Genomic DNA, 19939 nt, shown 5'->3' on the forward strand with positions numbered 1-19939 from the left:
GGGGGAGGGGCGTCCGACGTGGACGCCCCTCCGCAGCGGCTAGCCGGTGATCCGGTAGGCCCTGATCACCGAGTGCTCGAACGTGTTGCCCTTGCTGTCGGAGCCCTTGGCCCGCAAGGAAGCGAAGCCCGCCCGGTCGTTGCGCACGAGTGCCGTGCCGCCGACCACCGGGACCTCGGACCACGTCTTGCCGTCGTCGAACGACACGTCGACCTTGACCCTGCGCACCTGGCCGTTGTCCGCGCCCTGCTGCTGTTCCACGGTCAGCGGGATGCGCAGCACCCGGCCCGCGGGCGTGCCGCCGTTGCCGTCGAGCTTGGGCGCGAACCGCACCACCGACAGCGGCAGTTTGCGGCTCTGCCCACCGGCCACGGTGTCGGAGCGGAACGTCCACGCGCCGGTGACGCGGGTGCTGAAGTCGGAGACTCCCGGCGCCCGGACGAGGTCCACCTCGGCCCGGAAACCGGCCGGGCCCGGCGGCACGGTGAACTCCCCACCTGGATACGCGATCTCGCCGACCTTCTGCCCGTCGCGGTAGAGGGTCGTGCGGGCGGAGTCGATGGAGGTCCAGCCGGAGTTGTTCGCGGCATCGTTGACCAGCGGCACATGCACGGTGATGTCGTCGCCGAGTCGGGCGAGGTAGTCGTAGCGCGATGGAGGCAGGCCAGGGCCGAACACCGGGAAGTTGAACCGCTCCTCGTGCGTGCGGCCGTCGCGGTAGGTGCGCCCCTCGATCGAGAAGTCGGCCACGGGACCGGCAGCGGGGTCCGACTGCGACATCAGCCAGTGCCACCGGAAGCCGTCGCCGGTGAGGTAGTCGACCGCGTCGCCGCCCGCGGGCACGGGGTACAGCGTGCCCATCGGGCTGGAGCCGTCGGGTGCGATGGGCAAGCCGCCGTGCCTGACCTCGTGCCCGGCCGGCGTGGGTCCGAACGTCGTCCGCACCTCGGCCAGGTCACGCCGGGAGGGCGTGCGCACGAAACCGGTCGGCACCTGGCCGTGTTCGAGCCACGCGAACCGGTAGCGGACCACGGTCGTGCCGACCGGCCTGCCGGTCATCTGGGTCGACATCATGAAGTGGGCTTGGTCGTCCGGCAGCGCCGGGCCGACGCCGCCGAGCGTCAGGTTGTCGGGGAATCCCTCGAAGAACAGCATGCCGAGCCCGTACCGCGTGTCGTGGTAGGCGCGGGTGAGGCTGAGTTCGGAGAGCCCCGGTGTCGGGTCCGGATCGGGTGCGGTGATCCTGACCGGCTTGGCGGTCCGGGCGTCGAAGGTGATCGACGTGTTCCCGGTGACCGACAGGGACGGCTGGAACAGCACGGCGATCGGGCCGTCCTGCGGGTCACCGGTCGTCACGTCCGCGGCCACCACGTAGTCACCCTTGGGCAGGCGGGTGGTGAGGGTGTTGTCGGTGCCGGACAGGGACTTGAACACGCCGTTGTCCATGCCCATCACGACGCCGCTGTAGCCCGCCGGCGCTTGGCCGTTCGCGTCGACGAACGTCGTGGTGACGTCGTAGCTCTCCACCTCGCGGTCGACGCTGACGGGCGTGCGCAGGACTTCGCCCGCGATGACAGCGCCGGAGAACGCGCCCTCGGCCGTGCCGACCCTGGTGTCGGCGGTGACGGACACCGTCGCCTCACCACCCGCCGGGACGGTGACCGTCGCCGGGGTGACGGTGAACAGGCCGGCGGGCGCGGGCTCGCCGCGCGGACCCTTGGCCTCGACCGAGACGGGGAACGTGACCGGGGCCGCGCCGCTGTTGCGGTACGTCAGTTCCTTGGTGATCGGGGTGTCGTCGCCGTGCGGCCACTGCTGGAAACCCATGGCGAGGCTGGTGGGCTCGGATGTCACCGTGGTGGTGAGGGCTTCGGTGAGGTCCACGCGGCCGGCGCCCTGGTCGAACGCCGTCAGCGCCGGGTTGTCCTTCGCCGAGGCCATGAGCGTCGCCTTGATCCGCGCGCCGGTCCAGTCGGGGTGCTGCTGGGCGATGAGCGCCGCCGCGCCCGCGACGTGCGGGGTGGCCATCGAAGTGCCGGACATGGACACGTGGTCCTCGTCGACCGGGGTGCCGATCCGGCCGGTGGAGGACTTGGCCGCGACGACGTCCACGCCCGGCGCGGTGATGTCGGGCTTGACCGCGCCGTCGCCGGCCCGCGGACCCCGGCTGGAGAACGGCGCGATGCCGTCCTCGCGGTCCACCGCGCCGACGGTGAGCGCGGCGTCGGCGCTGCCGGGTGAGCCGATCGTGCCGCCCCGGCCGGAGTTGCCGGCCGCGATCACGAACAGCGCGCCGGTCTGCGCGGACAGCGTGTTCACGGCCTCTTCGAGCGGGTCGACGCCGGGGGTGTCCTCACCGCCGAGGCTGAGGTTGACCACGTCGGCGCCCTGGTCGACGGCCCACTGCATGCCGCCCAGGATCCAGGATTCCGCGCAGCCGTAAGCGCCGCACACCTTGCCGTCGAGGATCTCCGCACCCGGTGCGACGCCCTTGTACTTCCCGCCCGCACTGGCGATGGTGGCGGCGACGTGCGTGCCGTGGCCGACCAGGTCGGCGGTGTCGGGTTCGTCGGTGAAGTTCCGCTCCGCGACCTCCTTGCCGGCGAGGTCGGCGTGCCCCTGGTCGACGCCCGTGTCGAGGACGGCGACCTTCACACCAGCGCCGGTGAACCCGGCCTGCCAGGCCGCGGGCGCGCCGATCTGGGCGGTGGAGCGGTCGAGGTCGGGGTGGCGCACGCCGTCGAGCCAGATCTTCTCGACGCCAGGATCGTCCACCAGGGACCGGAACGTCGTGGCCGCGTCGGCTTTCGCGGTTCGCGTCGCCACGGCGCCGACCGCGGGCAGGGCTCGGGTGACGTGGACGCCGGTCGGCGGCCGGCCGGTGATGATCAGCGGCATGGTGTCCCGCTTCGCGTCGTCGTAGCCCGCCTCCACGAGCCCGGTCACGTCGAACAACCGCGGGTCGAGCCTGCCGTTCCCGAGCGCCCGGGTCGCGTCACGCGGGACGACGTGCAGCCGTCCGTCGCGGTTGTACTTGTGGAAGCCGATCCGTTCGCGGCCGGGGCCGGGAACGACCGAGGTGAACGCCGAGCCGTGGAGCACGACCCGGTCACCCGTGATGAGGGTCACGGTCGTGCCGGGGGTGTCGCGGTGCGCCGGTTCCGGTGTCGCGCCGGCCACTCCGGTGGCAGTGGTGGTGACGAGCCCGGCGGCGGCCAGCACGGCCGCGGCGACTCGTCGTGATCTAGCGGTCAACACAGATATCCTCCCGGATCTGTTGTGCGCGGTGGAAAAACGCGCAGCCGGAAGGCGCCGCTGACCCAAGGCGGCGGGAATTGCCGGAACAGTCGAAGCCCCCCAACGACTTCGACGCTATCCACCCGCAATGGTGAGTTCAGCGTCTTTTCGTGGGTAGTCCGCCACTCGATCAGCCCAGCTATTGATCACTCAAAGTCGCGGTGTCGGGCGAGAGGGGGCATCCATGTGAGTGAATGCCCCCTCTCGTCAGGGGTTCCAGCGATTTCCGGGATTCCGCATCAGGCGATCTTGTATGCCCGGATCACGGTGTGCTCCAAGGCGTTCCCATTGCTGTCGGTCGCCTTCACCCGCAGCGACCCGTACCCCGCCGCGTTCGGGTTGGCGATCGTGGCCACGCCCGCGGACACGGTCACCGGGGTCCACGTCGTGCCGTCGTTGAACGACACCTCGACGTCGATCCGGTCCACCCGGCCGTTGGTCGCGCCCGCCTGCTGCTGCACGGTCAGCGGCACGCGCAGCGACTGACCCCTCGGGGCCGCACCCGCCACGTCCAACTCCGGCGTGAACCGGACCACCGACAACGGCAGCGGCACGTACGCGTCGCTTGCCGTCGTGGTGGAGTTGAACGTCCACGCGGCGCTCACCTTCGTGGCGAACTCCGACGTGCCGGTCGACCGCACCGCGTCCGTCTCCAGCCGGTACGCCGCCGTGCCCGCCGGCACCTCGAACAGCCCGTTCGCCGCGTACGCCGTCTCACCGACCCTGACACCGTTGCGCAACAACGTGGTCCGCGCCGACGACACCGCCGCGTTGCCGCCGTTGCCCGCACGGTCGGTGAACAGCGGCAGCGCGAAGCTGATCCGGTCACCGTTGCGCGACAAGTAAGGCGACCGCGACACGGGCAGCGCGGGGGAGAACACCGGATCGTTGAACCGCTCCTCGCTCGCCCCACCCCGCTGGTAGGTGCGCTCCGGTGACGTCAGCGTCGCCTCCACCGCGCCGTCCGCGCCGAACTGGATGAAACCCCACGACCAAGCCAGATCCGTGGTGATCCGGCTGACCGCCTCACCCGGCGCCGCCACGTCCGGCAGCCAAGCCCAGCCGCCGACACCGCCCGCGGTGATCGGGTTGCCGCCGTGGCCGTACTCGCGGCCCGTCGGTCCGGGACCGAACTTCGTGCGCACTTCGGCCAGGTCCGCCGCGGCCGGCGCGCGCGTGAACCCTGTCGGCATGCTGCCTTCCATCGACCACGCGAATCGGTACGTCACCGGCTTGTCGCCGTCCGGCGTGCCGCGGAACTGCGCGCCCAGCAAGCCGGTCACGTCACCGGCGGGCAGTTGCGGACCCGAGTGCGCGATGGACACGTTCGGACCGAACCCGCCGAGGAACGCGGTGCTCACGCTGGCCGTCCGGTCACCGTGGCGGCGCACCATCGTGACGTCGCCCAACGCCTCCGCCGCCGCCGGATCCGGCGCGGTGATCTTCAACGGCTTCGCGGTGCGGGCGTCGAGCACCACAGAGGTGTTCGCCGTGACGGACAGGCCGGGCCGGGGCAGCAGCGCCAGCCGGGTGTCGTCCGTCTGCACGTCGGAGTTGGTGAAGTAGTCGCCCTTGGGCAGCCGCAACGTGAACGAGCCGTCCGCGTCGTAGGGGAAGGCGAACGTGTCGTTGCTCAGCCCGATGATCGACGTGTAGTAGTCGACCGACGGCACGCCCTTGTCGTCCAGGAAGCTGAACGCCACGTCGTAGCTCTCCACCTCCCGGTTCACGCTGAGCGCGGTGCGCAGCGGCGTCACCCCGCCGGTCGCCACCACCGACCCGACGTACAGGCCGTCCGCCGAGCCGAGCCGGGTGTCCGCGGTGACCGTGGCTGCTGCCTCACCGCCCGCCGGAACGGTCACCTTCTCCGGTGACACGCTGATCAGACCCGCGGGCACGGCCGCGCCGCCCGGACCCTTCACCTCGGTGGTCAGCGTCAACGTGACCGGCGCCGTGCCACCGTTGCGATAGGTGACCGTCTTCGTCACCGGCACGTCGTCGTTGTGCGGCCACTTCTGCAAACCCATTGCCAGGCTCGCCGGCTCCGCCGTGACCGCGACCTTGAGCGCGTTGGCCACGTCCACCCGGCCCGAACCCTGGTCGAACGCGGTCAGCACCGGGTTGTTCTTCGCCGACGCCACCAGCGCCGCCTTGATCTGCGCGCCAGACCAGTCCGGGTGCTGCTGCGCGATCAACGCCGCCGCGCCCGCCACGTGCGGGGTCGCCATCGACGTGCCCGACATGGACACGTGACCGTCGCCGACCGGCGTGCCGATCGAACCAGTGCTCGACTTCGCGGCCACGATGTCCACGCCCGGCGCGGTGATGTCCGGCTTCACCGCGCCGTCGCCGACACGCGGCCCACGGCTGGAGAACGGCGCGATACCGTCCTGCCGGTCCACCGCACCCACCGTCAACGCCGCGTCCGCGCTGCCAGGCGAGCTGATCGTCTCCGGACGGCCGTTGTTGCCCGCCGCGACCACGAACAGCACGCCGGTCTGCGCGGACAGCGTGTTGACGGCCTCCTCCAACGGGTCCATCTCGGCCGTGTCACCGCCGCCCAGGCTCAGGTTGACGATGTCCGCGCCCTGCTCGACGGCCCACTGCATGGCCGCCACGATCGCCGACTCCGTGCAGCCCTCCATCACGCACACCTTGGCGTCCAACAGGTCCGCGTCCGGCGCGACGCCCTTGTACTTCGCGCCCGAACCCGCGATCGTCGCGGCGACGTGCGTGCCGTGGCCGACGCCGTCCGCGTTGTCCGGCGCGTCGGTGAAGTTCCGCTCCGCGACCTCGTGACCGGCCAGGTCCGGGTGGTCCTGGTCGATGCCGGTGTCCAGCACGGCGACCTTCACGCCCTTGCCGGTGTGCCCGGCCTGCCACGCGGCCGGCGCGCCGATCTGCGCGGTGGACCGGTCCAGGCTCGGCCGGCGCAACCCGTCCAGCCACACCTTGCGCACGCTCGCCCTCGACACGAGCGTGTGCCAGGTGTCCGTCGCCTGGGACTTGACCACCTGCGCGGCGTACGAGCCGACCGCGGGCAGGGGGAGACCGACGCGCAGACCCGGTGTCGCCGGTGGGTCGTCGCCGGTCACGATCAGCGGCACGGTGTCGCGCTTCGCGTCGTCGTACCCGTACTCGATCAGGGTCGTGACGTCGAACAGCCGCGGGTCGAGCCGGCCTTGGGAGACCGCTTTCGCCGCGTCGCGCGGGACGACGTGCAGGCGCCCGTCACGCCGGTAGCTGTGGAACACGGTCCGTTCTCGTCCGGCGGCGGGGATCAGCGTGCTGACCTCGTCACCGAGGAGCACGACCTTGTCGCCGGTGATCAGCGTGACTTCGTGGTGATCGGCCTGCTCGGCGGTCGCCTTCTCAGCCTTGGTCGCGGTCGGGACGTCCTCGGCTCCCGACACGCCTGGGCTGCTCGCGGTGAGGCCTGCCGCGACCAGCACGGCTCCCCATGTCATACCGCGCCAACGTTTGCTCTTCACTTTCTCGAACCTCCCGGTGAGGTGCCGCGCATGGCGGAACGCGGCCGGAAGGGCGTGCGATCCGCGGTCGCGGCAGCGGATGTACCGGGAGCGACGTTGCCCTTGACCTCACCGACGCTAGAGGCTTCGGAGGAGGCGGACAGCCGCTGATTGGTCGGTATGTTCTTGACCAATTCAGCGGAGTCGGCCGTTCACTCAGCGTTCGGATACTGCGCCGTGAGGATCAACTGAGATACCTGCCTGCGGACCACCGGCTGGGCAGTCCGGACCGTTGGGGTAGACCATTTCGGGGTGGAGGGGGATGTGGCGGTCCACCAGCAAAGATCCGGATTGGTCTAGTAGCCGGAGGGCGGCTGTGACCTCCCTGGCGGGCAGGTCCTGGACGGGTGCGAAACCCTGCACGCCTCCGGTCGGCTCCATCCGCGCGCCGCACGAGTCGTCGGGGGCGGTGCCGGTGCACGTCGTCTCAACGGCCCTGGTTGACGGGTGCAGCTCCAGTACGGGGGTCACGCATCGGCCGTCCCAGCAAACCTCGATCGTCCCGGACACGACGCCGGGGTGTTCGACGTCCACGTTGACGCCGAGGGGCGTGCCGATGTCAGTGCAGGGTGTCGTGCCTCCACCGACGTTCGCCGTGCCGCACGCGGTGGCGAGTAACAGGACGCCCAAGGGCCAGGTCCGCTTCCACATGTCAACGGGACGGAAGCCGGGTGCTTTCTGGTTGCGCGGTCGGTTGGCGCGGTCGGTTGGCGTGCTCAGGTCGAGCGTTGCCACCAACGCTTCTTCTTCGGCGGCTTGAGCTCGCCACGGGCGACGGCCCAGTCGGCGAACCTGGCGGCGTCCTCGCGGAAGCGCGTGCCGTCCTCCTTGGGGTGCGTCTCGGCGTAGGCGTCGAACAGCGGCCGGAAGCGTTCGCCCAACTCGTCGGCCACGTCGGGGCGCACCATCTCCACGATCCCTCGCCGTTTGTTGCGCAGCGCCCGTTTCTCGATACGCACGCGGTCTTCGTCGAACCCCGGTGGCGTCGCGCCGTCGGCCAACAACGCCCGCAGCAGCTCGGTCTGAGCCGCCGCCAACCGGTCGCGCTGGGGTTGGGTCATCCCAGTACTGCCCTGATCGCGGCCAGTTCACCGGCCAGTTCGGCGTCGGCGGGGTAGTGGTCGTCGCGTTCGAGGAGGACGCCGGGCGGGTCGACGCGGGTGCGGAGTTGGGCGAGCACGTCCAGCACTTCGGGGCGGACGGCGTGGGCGTGGGTGTCGTGGTAGACGCCCTGGTGCTCTTCGCCGCCGGCGACGTGGACGTAGGCGAGGCGTTCGAGGGGGATTTCGTCCAGGAAGCGGGAGACGTCGGTGCCGAGGTTGCGGGCGTTGGCGTAGAGGTTGGCGACGTCGATCAGGAGGCGGCAGTCGGTGCGGTCGACCAGTTCGGCGAGGAACTGGCCTTCGGTGAGCTCGCCGTCGGGCCATTCGAGGAGCGCGGCGACGTTTTCGAGGGCGAGGGGGACGGGGAGGTCCTGCTGGGCGGCTTTGACGTTGGCGACCAGGACGTCGAGCGCGTCGCGGGTGCGGGGGAGGGGCATGAGGTGCCCGGAATCCAGCCCGCCGGCGCGCACGAAGCAGACGTGGTCGCTGACGAGTGGGGCGTCGAGGGCTTCGGCGAGGGCGGCGAGGTGCGCGACTCTTTTGTGGTCGACCGGTTCCGCGCCGCCGAGTGAGAGTGAGACTGCGTGCGGGAGGACCGGGAGGCCGCGTTCGCGGAGGAGCAGGACGGATTCGGGCAGGTGGGAGGCGTGCAGGTTCTCGGCGACGACCTCCACGAAGTCGACGCCGGGCAACCGTTCGACGGTGAGATCGATCTCCGGCCGCCAGCCGATACCCACACCCAGCTTCTCCACGAGCGACCCGCCCTTCCCGCTGCTACGGTGCTTCTGATCTTCAGAACTGCCTGCCCCGGCAACACTTTCGGGTGATCATCACCGAAATATGTACGGAAACACTGTTACCACCACTCCGTTGAAAGAGTAAGGAGCCCGGCAACCACACCAGTCCGCCAACACCCCGTCCAACCACCCTCCAATCACCCTCCAATCACCCTCCGCCCAGTCGCCTGATCAGTCGCCAGACCCTCGCCTGATCAGTCGCCCCCACCACCACCCCCACCACAGCTGCTACCCCCACCGCACGACGACCCACCGCTGTCCGAGCTGGAACTGCTCCCGCTGTCCGAGCCGGACCCACCACCACAGCTGCTGCTGGAGCAACTGCCACACCCACCGCCGCACGAAGCCCCACCGGTCGACCCCTGCCCCTGCGACCGCCGCCGAAGCGTCGCCGCAGCTGCCGGCGCGATGCCCAGCAAATCCCACACGTGCCGGCGCCCGACCCGGCCCAGCAGCCCGTAGTAGGCCACCAGCGCGACCCGGTCCGCCGCCCCCACCACACGCCCCGGCCCCTTCGCCCCGGCCCTGCCTGTCGCGGCTGCCGCGCCCGATGACACCGCGGCCAACCGCAGGTGGCGCACTGCGGCCCGTCCCGAGCCGGTCAGCGGACGCGCCGCGCGGGTGAGCATGATCGACACCACCAGCGCGCCCACCACCGTTCCGCCGGTCACCGCGAACGGCAGGTCCAGCGCGATCGCGGCGATCAACGCGGCCACGGTCGACAGCATCACCAGCAGCCGGAGTCCTCGCGCTGTGCGCCGGCGTCCGGCCGAGACCACCAAGCCGCGGGCGATCAGGTGCTGGCGGAGCTGGCTCGTCTCGGGGCCGCCGGCGGTCGCGGTGATCAAGTCGCCCAGCGGGCGGGAGAGGGAGTTGAGGGCGCGTGCCTGGAGCGGGGTGCGTGGCTGGGTGCGGGAGTGGACGGGGCTGGCCAGGCCGTCGCGGGAGATTCGTAGGGCGCCGGCCTCGATCAGTGACACGACGGCGACCTCGGCGGCCCGGCCTGGGCCGCCGACCAGGAAGGCCTGCTCTTCCGGGCTCAGGCCGGTGGTTTGCGGCGGGCCGGCCTGACCCTGCCACGGGTCAGGCGTCGAACCCGCCGAAGTCGGAGTCCACGAACTCGCCACCGTCATCACCCTCCAACCACTGCGCGGCCAACCAACCACCCGCGAACCACCCACCGGCCACCAACAACCCGTTGCGGCGCTGCCAGCGTTGCGGTTCGACGACCACGGCACGCCTGCGCCGGGGAAGCGGATGCTGGGACGTTTCCGCAGGTGCGATCGGTTCCACCCGTTCGCCGTCGAACACCCCCGTCGCCGCCCGCGCCGACCCCTTATGCGGAGCGGGCGGTGACGGGGGAGCCGGCGGAACGGACATGCGAGCCAGGCCGTAACGGGCGGTCACCTCGGCCGGGTCGACCGGGGCGAGGCCCGCGGTGGCCTCCTCGTACGCCCGCGCGCCCCTCCTGGTCAGGACGGGCGGCGGACCCAGCAGCAGCAAAACCACGAGCGCAGCGGTTACGGACAGTGCGGTTGCTGTCTGCCAACCGGGTTGACTTGCGAAAACAGCCACCACGGCGAGCAAGAGCAGTGGGACGACGGCCAGCGCCGCCCGTACCAGACGCCGACGCGGCGCCACCAGCAGACCACCGGCCACCAGACGTTGTCCGATATGCCGGGCCGGTCCACTGGTGGCCACACCGACCACCAACTCGTCCAGATCCCGAGGCCGGTCGAGCCTGGCCAGCACGACCGACTGCAACGCGGTCACCGGATGTTCCGGAACAGAACCGGGCACCGCCGCGACCGTCGCCCCCGACACCCTCGCCAGGTTCTCGGCCACCAACCCCGACACCGCCACCTCGACCGCACGCACCGGCCCACCGCCGAGGTAACCGATCTCCTCGAACGTCAACGGCCGGTCGGGCACGGCGCCGGTGACCCGCTTCAACCACAGCCCCACCACCACCGCGACGACGAGCGCCGGGCCGTACCACCACAGGAACGTCGACGAGAACGTCATGGCGCCACCCTAGGAGCCGTCAGGCCCGGAACCGGTCCCGATCGGCCAAGCCGTAAGGATCGGCCAAGCCGTAAGGAGTCGTAAGGAGCGGAAGGGAGCCGGTGGGGACGATGAGCACCGGTCAGCTTCCGCCGCCGCGTCAGCTTCCGCCGCCGCCGCCACCGCAGCCCCCGCCGCCGCCACCGCAACTGCTGCCACTACTACTACTGCTGCTGCTGCATGTGCTCGCACTGCTGCCGCACCCACCGCCCGTAGCGGAATACGTCCCACCCGCGTAAGCACCACCCGAAGCCGCACGACGACGAGAACCCGCGCGGACACCGGAACGCGGAAGCGGCGCGGTACGGGCAGCGGCACGCAGCGAGACGTCCGGGTGCGCGTTGAACCCGTCGAGAGCAACCAGCTCGGCGGCGTTCACCGAACCGGTTGCTCCCGACCCCCCGGTCACCCCGCCCGCGCGGGCTTTCGCCACCGCCTCACGACCCGAAGCGGTGAGCGTCGAAGGCGCCACCTTCACCAACAGCGCGACCAGCACCCCGGTCAGCACGAGCTGCAACGTCAACCACCCCACGGGCGCACCGATCGACAGCCCGTTCACCCACCGCACCACACCGACGACGAACAACAGCGCCATCGGCACGACACCCACCCGCAACCGCGACTTCACCACGTCCTGCGCGACCAGGTAGTCCATTGAGGACAGTCGACGGCCGACGTCGAGAGTCGCGTCGTGACCCGACACCGACGTGATGAGCAGCGTCAACGTCCGGTGCTTGTAACGGGTCGCGTCGGCGAGAACGGCCTTGTCAACCGGGTGACTGGCAACGGCGGAACCAGCGGAACCAGCAGAACCGGCGATCCGCACGGCCCCATTGCGCGCGGGCGCCAGCGTGCCCGCCGCGATGAGCCCGGCCACCGACGTCTCGGCCACCCGTCGTGGCCCGCCGGTCAGGTAAGCGATGTCAAACAGGCCGAGCACGCCTGCGGGGACGACTCCCCGTGCCCCTCGCAGGCGCACTCGGACGAAGATCGCGAACCCCAGCGTCACCGCCAGCGCGATCCAGTACAGATCCAGGAACTCCGGGCCCGAAAGCCCCCACGGTCGCTCCACGGTCCACCCCCTGTGGGCCTCGGTGGAACCAGCAGGTCCACCAGCTCAGGAGGCAATCGTGTGCGCCAGGCCACACCCCAGCAAGAGGGCTTTAGCAAGCCTTAGGGTTCACGACCCGGTGGCGTCAAGCGAACGTCAGGATGACGAAGCGCCGTCCACGCCGCCCGAACCTTCACCGTCAGTGCCCTTGAAGATGCGCATGATTCCTCCTGGTGTGGATCTCGACATCATTCGGAGTAGCGCCCTCAGTCTGCTTGACCGGCCGGGCTTTCGACCAGACGCAAGCTGATCGAGTTGATGCAGTACCGCTGGTCCGTTGGCGTCGCATAGCCCTCACCCTCGAAAACGTGCCCGAGGTGGCTGTGGCATGTGGCGCACAACACTTCTGTCCGGACCATGCCCATGGCCCGGTCCTCGCGAAGGATCACCGTGTCCGCGTCCGCCGGCGAGAAGAACGACGGCCAACCGCAGTGCGAGTCGAATTTCGCGTCGCTGCGGAACAGCTCGGCCCCGCACGCACGGCAGCTGTAGACGCCCTCGGACTTGGTGTCCGTGTACTCGCCGACGAACGCCGGTTCGGTGCCCGCCTCGCGCAGCACCGCGTACTCCTTGGGCTTCAGGATCTCCCGCCACTCCAGCTCGGAGTGGACCACCTTCGGGGTGGCGCCGACGACAGGTTCCATGGCTCCAGGTTAGTCCGACTCAGCCGAAGACTCAGCCGAAGAAGACCGTGATCAGGTCGCCCAGGTAGTACCAGACGCTGACCGCGACACCCAGCAGGATCAGGCCGACCACGACCACCGCGAGCTGCCTGCGCAGACCGCCCGCCCGGTTCGCCGAGTCCGCGAACTGCTCGACGCCCGCCAGCGACCCCTCGATGGTGAGGTTCGGGGGCTGTCGCTTCATCCGGTTGAGGTGTTCGGCGAACGCCTTGGTCTCGGGGTCGTCTGGGTCGAGGCCGATCAGCTCGTCGTCGAGGTCGCCCAGTGGGCGCTCGTCCGGTCCGTCGGCGGTGGCGCTGGCCATGACCTCAGCGTAATGGGCGTTTCAACCGCGGGGCAGGGCCTAACCGACGAGAGCGGGGGAGGGCTTGATCGCACCCACCGCACGGCCGTGACCGAGCACGGGGAACGTGGCCAGCTCGTCCGGCGCCCGAACGCCGAGCCGACGCAGCGCGGCCACCAGCACCACGGCCCGTGCCCTGCTGGACCCGTCCGCGATCTTGCACGCCACGGCCTCACCGGTGGGCAGACCGATCGCGTAAACGCCCTCCGCGCCGTCCTTGGCCACCGCGCCAGGGATCGCCCGCATCAACTTCGTGACGTCGCGGTTCGTGCCGCCGACCCACTCCGGGTGGCGGTTCATCGCCTGCGCGATCCGCTGCTCAGGGCCTTCCGACGCACCCGCCAACGTCCCGAAAGCCCTGGCCAGGCCGGTGAGGCTGATCCCGAACAACGGCGCGCCGCAGCCGTCCACGCCCTCGGCGCCGATGCGTTCACCGGCCAGTTCCTCCAACGTGTCGCGGACGGCGCGCTGGAGGGGGTGGGCCGGGTCGAGGTAGTCGCGCGTCGACCAGTCGTTGACGACGCAGGTGGCGAGCATGGCGGCGTGCTTGCCCGAGCAGTTCATGTACTTCGGGGCCTTGGTCCGACCGGCCGCGAGGTGCGCCCTGAGGGCGTCTTCGCCGATCGGCAGGTCGGGCGTGCACTGGAGGGCGGACTCGTCCAGGCCGTGCCGTTCGAGGATCCGGTGGACGCCCTCGATGTGGAAGTCCTCACCGGAGTGGCTGGCGCAGGCCAGGGCCAGCAGCTCGCCGTCGAGGTCAAGGCCGTGGCGGAGCATGGCCAGCGTCTGGATCGGCTTGTTCGAGGAGCGCGGGTACGTGGTGTCGTGCGGCCGGCCGACGGAGAACACCTCACGGCCCGCCGCGTCCAGGACGATCACCGAGCCGTGGTGCACGGACTCCAGGAACTCGCCTCGCCACACCTCGGCGACCAGTTCGTGTGCCATGCCGACCCCTCCTCGATGTCCTGCCAACTGTCGACAGTTAACATGGCGGGGGTTGCCTGGCGCTAGGGAGACGTTCGTGACACCTCCGCTGCACATGAGCTTGGCCGGTCAGACCGTGGACGTGCTCCGCGAGCTGGTGCTGACGGGCGACATCCCGCCGGGCGCGCGCGTGAACGAGGTCGAGCTGGCCCAACGGCTCGGCATCTCGCGCGGACCGCTGCGTGAGGCGATCCGACACCTGGCGTCCGAAGGGCTGCTCGTGCTCGCGCCGCACCGGGGCGCATCCGTGCCGGAGGCCGACGCAGCCGACGTGCAGGCCCTGTTCGAGCTGCGGACGGCGCTGGAATGCGCGGCGGCCGAGCTGGCGGCTTCACGGCGTTCGGACGCGGACGTGGTGCGGCTGCGTGCGGTCTGCGAGGAGTCGCGGCGGGCGTACTCAGCGGGAGAGCGCTTCCCGTACCGGCTGGACTTGGCGTTCCACCAGGCGTTGTTGGACGCCGCGCGCAGCCCTCGGATCGCAGAGCAGGTGCGGTTGGTGCAGCAGCGGGTGGTGTTGCTGCGCAGTGGTTTGCGGGACGACCCGCCGCACCAGCAGGCGTCGTTGGACGATCACGACGCCCTGGTGACGGCTATCGCGGCCGGCGACCCGCCCCGCGCTTCGGACGTGATGCGCAAGCACCTCGCCCGCGTCTGCGCCCAGATGCTCACCAGCCTGGGCTGACCGACCTACTGGTCGAGTCCGGCGAGGAACTTCCGCCACTGCTCGATCGTGAACGACAGCGTCGGTCCGGTCAGGTTCTTGGAGTCACGCGCGGCGACGCCATCGCCCACCGGCGCGATCTCCACGCAGGACGGACCTTCCCCGCTGAAGCTGCTCTTGCGCCACGCCGCATCCGACAGATCCCCATGCTTCACAGTCGCCCCAACCTCCGTTTTTCCTAGCCAGCGGCAATCTCGGTGATCAGAGCCACCGAGTCGTCAGGGCTCTTGGCCACCGCCACCAGGTGATCGAACTCAGCCCGGAAGTGCTTGATGTCGACGTCCGACTCCAAGAATATCTCACCTGCCTGGCCGTCGACGTGGATCAGGTCGGTGTCCAACGGGTCCTCGAAGTCCATGACGATGAACTCGCCCGGCATCCCGGGGTGCGCGCCCGAGCTGAACGGGATGACCTGGATCGTCACGTGCGGAACTTTGGCCGCTTCGACCAAGTGCTTGAGTTGCGTCCGCATGACGTGCCTTCCACCGACCTTGCGGCGCAGTGCCGCTTCGTCGATGATCACCCAGAGCTTGAGCGGCTTCTCGTTGGACAGCAGGGCCTGTCGCTCGATCCGGGTGCGAACGCGGTCTTCGACCTGTTCGTCGGTGGCTTCGTGCAGGACGCCACGGATCACGGCACGGGCGTAGTCCTCGGTCTGGAGCAAGCCGGGGACGAACTGTCCCGAGTAGTTGCGGACGCCGTATGCGCCTGCCTCGAAGCTGATGTAGGCGGTGTACTCCTCGCGTAGGTCCTCGTGCCACGGTTGGATCCAGCCCTGGTTGGCGGACTGCTTGTACAGCGACTTCAGGCGTTCCTGCTCGTCGGACGGAACCACGTACAGCTTCAGCAGAGCGGCCAACGTGCGGTACTGCGGGCGCGTCCGGGCGGTCTCGATGCGGTAGAGGGTGGTGGCGTTGATGCCGGTGCGCTCCTCGACGTCCTCCCGGCGCAGCCCCGTCCCGTCACGAAGCCTTCTGAGCTGACCGGCCAACCTGCGCAGTCGGATGGTCGGCGCGCTCTTCTTCGTGGCCACGGTGTTCCGGTCCTTCCGTACACGTGCGTCCGCCGAACGCTGCATGGCAAATGCAAGGTAGAGCTATGCATATTTTGCGTTTCGCGGGCGAGTCTGGGACATCTTATGTGCGGTCACCGTAGCGGATCGGTCACGTTGCGTGGTCGCAACGAAGGCGGCACCTACAACGGAAGGGGAACGCGCGTGCAACCGTGGACCAAGGAAGAGTTCGTCGGCCTTATGCACCAGTTGGCGGTCAGCGAGGCGCCGAGGCTGTTCGCGATCGTGGAGGAGTATGGCGAGGCGGAGGACGCGCGCGTCGCGGGCTACGGCCTCGCCTACGCCGACCGGGCCGAGGTCGATGGCGTGGAGGGCGGTTTCCGGCTCAGCTCCAAGAGCGCGGAGAGCGCCCGGAGTTTGTTCGAGATCAGCTCACGGTCGTCCGGGACGCGACAAGCGCACGTGGTCTGGCTGGGTTGACGTGCCAGGTTGATGACGTGGTGGACCGGAGGGCTGATGGCGGCCAGCCCTCCGGCCGACGGAAAGTGTTGTCAGCCAAGCGTTCCGGTGACCTTGGAGTGTCCCTTGAGGAGGTTCCGGGCGATGGTGCGGCGCTGGATCTCGTCCGTGCCCTCGTAGATGCGCAGCAGCCGGAGTTCGCGGTACCAGCGTTCGATCGGCAGTTCGCGGGTGTAGCCCATGCCGCCGTGGATCTGGAGCACCCGGTCCACGATCTCGTTGGCCTTGATGCCGCCGTAGAGCTTCGCCATCGACTGCGCCTGCCGTGAATCGGCCTTCTGGTCGACCAGCCACGCGGCGTGGAGGACGAGCCAGCGCAGTGCCTCGATCTCCGTCGCCGAGTCCGCGATCATCCACTGGATGGCCTGGTACTCGGCGATCGGCTGGCCGAACGTGACCCGGTTGTTGGCCTGCTCGATGGCCATCTCCACCAGTCGCTCGCACGAGCCGATCGCGCGCGCCGGGAGCAGGTAGCGGCCCTGGCCGATCCACTGCATGGCCAGGTGGAAGCCCTTGCCCACCTCGCCGAGGATGTTCTCCTCGGGCACCCGGACGTTGTCGAACACGAGCGCGGCCGGACCCCACTGGCCCATGGTCGGGATGGGCTCGGACTTCCAGCCCATGTCCCGGTCGACGAGGAAGCACGTGACGCCGCCGTCGGCGCCCTTCTCCTTGTCGGTCACCGCGAACACCATCGCGAAGTCCGCTTCGTTGCCCTGCGTGATGAACGTCTTCTCGCCGTTGATCACCCAGTCGCCGCCCTCCTTGCGGGCGGACGTGCGGATGGCCTTGGCATCCGACCCGGCGCCGGGCTCGGTGATCGCGAAGCACGACACGCGTTCACCGGAGATCGTCGGCATCAGGTAGCGCTGCTTCTGCTCCTCGTTGCCGTGGAACAGGATGTTGTCCGCGTAGCCGCCAAAGCGGAACGGGACGAACGAGCGGCCGAGTTCGGCCTCCACGAGGGCCGTCATGAGCGCGCCCAGGCCCATGCCGCCGTACTCCGTCGGCGTGAGCATGCCGAAGAAGCCGGCCGCCTTCGCCTTGTCCTGGAGCTCTTTCAGCTCGTCACGGGTCAGGCCGGGCTCGCCCAGGCGTTCACGGCGCAGCACCTCCGGTTCGAGCGGGGCGATCTCCTTGCGCACGAAGGTCCGCACCCAGTCGCGGATCTCCTTCTGCTCCTCGTCGAGCGTGAAGTCCATGCCGTCCTCCCTCTACCCGTCTACATGAACGCGTTGATGCCGGTCAGCGCCCGGCCGATGAGCAACTTCTGGATCTGGCTGGTGCCCTCGTAGAGCGTCGTGACCCTGGTGTCCCGCAGGTACTTGCCCACCGGGTACTCGTCGATGTACCCGTACCCGCCGAAGACCTGGATGGCGTTGTTCGCCACCCGGACGGCGGCTTCGCTGGCGTAGAGCTTCGCCATGGACGCCTCGGTGCTGAACGGTTCGCCCCGGTCGGCGAGGTCCGCGCACCGCCACGTGAGCAGCCTCGCGGCGTCCGTTTCCACGGCCATGTCGGCCAAGAGTTCCTGCACGAGTTGGAAACCGGCGATGGGCTTGCCGAACTGCTCGCGTTCCTTGGCGTACTTGAGGCTTGCCTCCAGCGCGCCACGGGCGGCTCCGACGCAACCGGCGGCGACGGACATCCGGCCCCGGTCCAGGGCGGCCATGGCCAGCTTGAAGCCCGTGCCTTCGTCGCCGATGCGGCTGTCGTCCCCGACTCGGACCTGGTCGAGGGTCAGTTCGGCGGTGGCCTGGCCGCGCATGCCGAGCTTGCCGTGGATCTCGGTGGCGTGGAAGCCCGGGGAGCCGGTCGGCACGAGGAACGCGGTGATGCCCTTCGGGCCGGGGCCGCCGGTGCGGGCGAAGATCAACGCCACGTCGGCCCAGGTGCCGTTGGTGATGAAGACCTTCCGGCCGGTGATCAGCCAGTCGTCGCCGTCGCGGACCGCCTTGGTGGCGAGGGAGGCGGCGTCGGAGCCGGTACCGGGTTCCGTCAGGCCGAAACAGCCTAGTTGGCTGCCCGAGCACAGTCCGGGGAGCCACCGTTGTTTCTGCTGCTCGGTGCCGTGTTTGTAGATGGTTTTCCCGACCAGGCCCAGGGAGACGGAGATGATGCCGCGCACCGCCGAGTCGCCGCGGGCTATCTCTTCGAGCACGAGGCAGTACGCCAGGCTGTCGCCGCCGCTGCCGCCGTACTCCTCGGGGATGCCCAGACCGAGGAAACCGACCTCGCCGAGCGCGGGCACAAGGTCACGATCGATGGCCTCGTCGCGGTCCCAGCGGGTGGCGTGGGGGACGATCTGCTCCTCGGTGAACCGGTGCGCCAGGTCCTTGAGTTGCCGGTGTTCGTCCGGGATGCGCAGATCCACCGGGGTGACCTCCTTACCGAACGGTGTTAGGTTATCTAACCTAGGCGCGGAATCGACCACAGGCAAGGGGAGCGGACAAATGCCGAGGAGCCCGATCCTGAGTGCCTCGCGCATCCGGACCGCCGCACTGCACATCATCGACCGGGATGGGCTGGACGGCCTGTCCATGCGCAAACTGGCCTCTGAGCTGGGCGTTCAGGCCGCGTCGCTGTACGGGCACGTGAGCACGAAGGACGACCTGCTGCACGACGTGGCGGCCGGGATCCTGGAGAAGGTCGACGTGTCCGGGTTCGAGGGCGGGGACTGGCGGCAGGGTCTGCTGAGCTGTGCGCGCTCGTACCGGGCGGCGTTGGCCGCGCACCCGAACATCGTGCCGTTCCTGGCTTACGGGCCTGCGCACCGGGAGGCGTCGCTGCGCCGGCTGGACGTCGTGCACGGTGGTTTGGTGTCGGCCGGGTGGTCGCGGCGGGAGGCGACCATGATCGCGGCGTCGTTGATGTACCTGGTGTTCGGGGCGGCGTTGAGCTCGTTCTCCAGCGGGTTCTCAGAGGACCAGACGTTCTACCAGGACCGGTACCCGAACCTGGACAAGGCGCACTTGCTGCCCGCGGTGGCTCGGGAACTCGATCACGACAGCTTCGAGCTGGCGCTGACCGCGTTCGTCACCGGGCTTGAGGCGCGAGTGCCTGGCTGATCCTGCGCACCAGGCCGGTGTGGTCGGCGGGTGCGACCGTGAGCCAGTCGGTGCCCATGCTGGCGTACCGGCCGCGTGGGGTGTCGATCCAGGTGACGGCCGTTCCGTGGGGGTGGGCGGTGAAGTGGCCGGTGCCGGTGATGGGGCCGGACAGCATTTCCCTCAGTGCCCGGACGTCGTCGTTGCCGGCTGTGCGCACGTTCTGCCGGATGCCGCTTTGGTTCGTCTGTGCCTGTAGTGCTGCTGCGGGGACGGTCACCGGGCGGCCTGGACCGGGTGGTCGTGGGGGCAGGACGCGTACTGCGGCTTGGGCGAGGCCGGCTTCTTTGATGAGGTCGAGCTGGACGCCTTCCGTTCCTTGGACGGCCAGGACGACGTACCGGCCTCGGGCGGCTACCAGGGCGCGGACCAGGTCTTCTCTGGCTACGTCCAGCATGCCCATGACGGTGATCGACGTGTCCGGGGTGGCGAGGAGGCGGAGGGCGTCTTCGAGTTCCGGTTCGGGACGGCCGCGTCTGGCCAGGCCTCGGCGTTCGAGGTCGGCGTGGACGTCGTTGCGGACGCGGGCGCGCTCGTCCAACGTCGTGCCGTGTTGGGTGATGTCGAAGGGGTAGGGGATGGCTGCCCCGGCCCGCAGGTCCTCCCAGAGGACTTCGAAGGCGGGCAGGGACAGCCTCGCGATGGTGCTCATGCGGTGTTGTTCGCTC

The 19939-nt window shown here is 69.6% G+C and carries 18 protein-coding genes; 3 read left to right on the forward strand and 15 right to left on the reverse strand.

Going from position 1 to position 19939, the window contains the following annotated elements:
• Nucleotides 1-39: 39 nt before the first annotated feature.
• The 10 genes from F4560_RS42105 to F4560_RS42150 form a co-directional block, all read right to left on the reverse strand.
• On the reverse strand, nt 40-3258 hold the full coding sequence (locus F4560_RS42105) for a S8 family serine peptidase (protein ID WP_184928588.1): 3219 nt from the start codon (nt 3256-3258) through the stop codon (nt 40-42).
• Between the two features lie 278 nt (nt 3259-3536).
• The gene (locus tag F4560_RS42110; protein ID WP_312869804.1) at nt 3537-6788 is read right to left on the reverse strand and encodes a S8 family serine peptidase; all 3252 of its coding nucleotides are present in this window, start codon (nt 6786-6788) and stop codon (nt 3537-3539) included.
• A 755-nt stretch (nt 6789-7543) separates the two neighbouring features.
• Nucleotides 7544-7888, reverse strand: a complete 345-nt coding sequence (locus tag F4560_RS42115) for an SCO6045 C-terminal-like domain-containing protein (RefSeq protein ID WP_184928589.1) — start codon at nt 7886-7888, stop codon at nt 7544-7546.
• Nucleotides 7885-8682 (reverse strand): MbnB/TglH/ChrH family RiPP precursor modification enzyme, encoded by a 798-nt coding sequence (locus F4560_RS42120; RefSeq protein WP_184928590.1) that lies wholly within the window; start codon nt 8680-8682, stop codon nt 7885-7887. The genes F4560_RS42115 and F4560_RS42120 overlap by 4 nt, the downstream gene beginning before the upstream one ends.
• Before the next feature lie 239 nt (nt 8683-8921).
• Nucleotides 8922-9854: a TIGR04222 domain-containing membrane protein gene (locus tag F4560_RS42125; RefSeq protein WP_184928591.1), complete on the reverse strand. Its 933-nt coding sequence runs from the start codon at nt 9852-9854 to the stop codon at nt 8922-8924.
• Nucleotides 9811-10752, reverse strand: a complete 942-nt coding sequence (locus tag F4560_RS42130; RefSeq protein ID WP_184928592.1) for a TIGR04222 domain-containing membrane protein — start codon at nt 10750-10752, stop codon at nt 9811-9813. The genes F4560_RS42125 and F4560_RS42130 overlap by 44 nt, the downstream gene beginning before the upstream one ends.
• A 139-nt stretch (nt 10753-10891) precedes the next feature.
• Nucleotides 10892-11863 (reverse strand): TIGR04222 domain-containing membrane protein, encoded by a 972-nt coding sequence (locus F4560_RS42135; protein WP_184928593.1) that lies wholly within the window; start codon nt 11861-11863, stop codon nt 10892-10894.
• A gap of 245 nt (nt 11864-12108) precedes the next feature.
• Nucleotides 12109-12546, reverse strand: coding sequence for a peptide-methionine (R)-S-oxide reductase MsrB (gene msrB / locus F4560_RS42140; RefSeq protein WP_184928594.1), 438 nt, complete (start codon nt 12544-12546; stop codon nt 12109-12111).
• 31 nt (nt 12547-12577) lie between these two features.
• Nucleotides 12578-12889, reverse strand: coding sequence for a hypothetical protein (locus F4560_RS42145; protein WP_184928595.1), 312 nt, complete (start codon nt 12887-12889; stop codon nt 12578-12580).
• 39 nt (nt 12890-12928) lie between these two features.
• Nucleotides 12929-13873 (reverse strand): asparaginase, encoded by a 945-nt coding sequence (locus F4560_RS42150; protein WP_184928596.1) that lies wholly within the window; start codon nt 13871-13873, stop codon nt 12929-12931.
• A gap of 76 nt (nt 13874-13949) precedes the next feature.
• On the opposite strand from F4560_RS42150, the gene F4560_RS42155 reads away from it, so the two are divergent.
• Nucleotides 13950-14594, forward strand: a complete 645-nt coding sequence (locus F4560_RS42155; RefSeq protein WP_184928597.1) for a GntR family transcriptional regulator — start codon at nt 13950-13952, stop codon at nt 14592-14594.
• Nucleotides 14595-14599: 5 nt separating this feature from the next.
• Here F4560_RS42155 and F4560_RS42160 read toward each other — a convergent pair whose 3' ends face one another.
• Both F4560_RS42160 and F4560_RS42165 read right to left on the reverse strand, forming a co-directional pair.
• Nucleotides 14600-14788 (reverse strand): DUF397 domain-containing protein, encoded by a 189-nt coding sequence (locus tag F4560_RS42160; protein WP_184928598.1) that lies wholly within the window; start codon nt 14786-14788, stop codon nt 14600-14602.
• A 23-nt stretch (nt 14789-14811) separates the two neighbouring features.
• On the reverse strand, nt 14812-15666 hold the full coding sequence (locus F4560_RS42165; RefSeq protein ID WP_312869805.1) for a helix-turn-helix domain-containing protein: 855 nt from the start codon (nt 15664-15666) through the stop codon (nt 14812-14814).
• 183 nt (nt 15667-15849) lie between these two features.
• Between F4560_RS42165 and F4560_RS42170 the strand changes: the two genes are divergently transcribed.
• Entirely contained in the window at nt 15850-16125 is a 276-nt protein-coding gene (locus tag F4560_RS42170) for a hypothetical protein (protein WP_184928600.1), read from the forward strand.
• Nucleotides 16126-16196: 71 nt separating this feature from the next.
• Here the strand turns inward: F4560_RS42170 and F4560_RS42175 are convergent, their stop codons facing one another.
• Together F4560_RS42175 and F4560_RS42180 are read right to left on the reverse strand one after the other, a co-directional pair.
• Entirely contained in the window at nt 16197-17366 is a 1170-nt protein-coding gene (locus tag F4560_RS42175) for an acyl-CoA dehydrogenase family protein (RefSeq protein ID WP_184928601.1), read from the reverse strand.
• A 20-nt stretch (nt 17367-17386) separates the two neighbouring features.
• The gene (locus tag F4560_RS42180) at nt 17387-18538 is read right to left on the reverse strand and encodes an acyl-CoA dehydrogenase family protein (protein ID WP_184928602.1); all 1152 of its coding nucleotides are present in this window, start codon (nt 18536-18538) and stop codon (nt 17387-17389) included.
• Between the two features lie 79 nt (nt 18539-18617).
• Here F4560_RS42180 and F4560_RS42185 point away from each other — a divergent pair, with 79 nt between their 5' ends.
• Nucleotides 18618-19232, forward strand: a complete 615-nt coding sequence (locus F4560_RS42185) for a TetR/AcrR family transcriptional regulator (protein ID WP_184928603.1) — start codon at nt 18618-18620, stop codon at nt 19230-19232.
• Here F4560_RS42185 and F4560_RS42190 read toward each other — a convergent pair.
• Nucleotides 19201-19923 (reverse strand): ESX secretion-associated protein EspG, encoded by a 723-nt coding sequence (locus tag F4560_RS42190; protein ID WP_184928604.1) that lies wholly within the window; start codon nt 19921-19923, stop codon nt 19201-19203. The genes F4560_RS42185 and F4560_RS42190 overlap by 32 nt on opposite strands.
• Nucleotides 19924-19939 lie beyond the last annotated feature (16 nt).

Source organism: Saccharothrix ecbatanensis (assembly GCF_014205015.1).
GTDB classification, from domain to species: domain Bacteria; phylum Actinomycetota; class Actinomycetes; order Mycobacteriales; family Pseudonocardiaceae; genus Actinosynnema; species Actinosynnema ecbatanense.

What these genes read in the sequence shown, in the direction of transcription:
- F4560_RS42115 (WP_184928589.1), bottom strand. Translation starts at nt 7,888, where the DNA reads ATGACCCAACCCCAGCGCGACCGGTTGGCGGCGGCTCAGACCGAGCTG.
- F4560_RS42130 (WP_184928592.1), bottom strand. Translation starts at nt 10,752, where the DNA reads ATGACGTTCTCGTCGACGTTCCTGTGGTGGTACGGCCCGGCGCTCGTC.
- msrB (WP_184928594.1), bottom strand. Translation starts at nt 12,546, where the DNA reads ATGGAACCTGTCGTCGGCGCCACCCCGAAGGTGGTCCACTCCGAGCTG.
- F4560_RS42145 (WP_184928595.1), bottom strand. Translation starts at nt 12,889, where the DNA reads ATGGCCAGCGCCACCGCCGACGGACCGGACGAGCGCCCACTGGGCGAC.
- F4560_RS42150 (WP_184928596.1), bottom strand. Translation starts at nt 13,873, where the DNA reads ATGGCACACGAACTGGTCGCCGAGGTGTGGCGAGGCGAGTTCCTGGAG.
- F4560_RS42175 (WP_184928601.1), bottom strand. Translation starts at nt 17,366, where the DNA reads ATGGACTTCACGCTCGACGAGGAGCAGAAGGAGATCCGCGACTGGGTG.
- F4560_RS42185 (WP_184928603.1), top strand. Translation starts at nt 18,618, where the DNA reads ATGCCGAGGAGCCCGATCCTGAGTGCCTCGCGCATCCGGACCGCCGCA.
- F4560_RS42190 (WP_184928604.1), bottom strand. Translation starts at nt 19,923, where the DNA reads ATGAGCACCATCGCGAGGCTGTCCCTGCCCGCCTTCGAAGTCCTCTGG.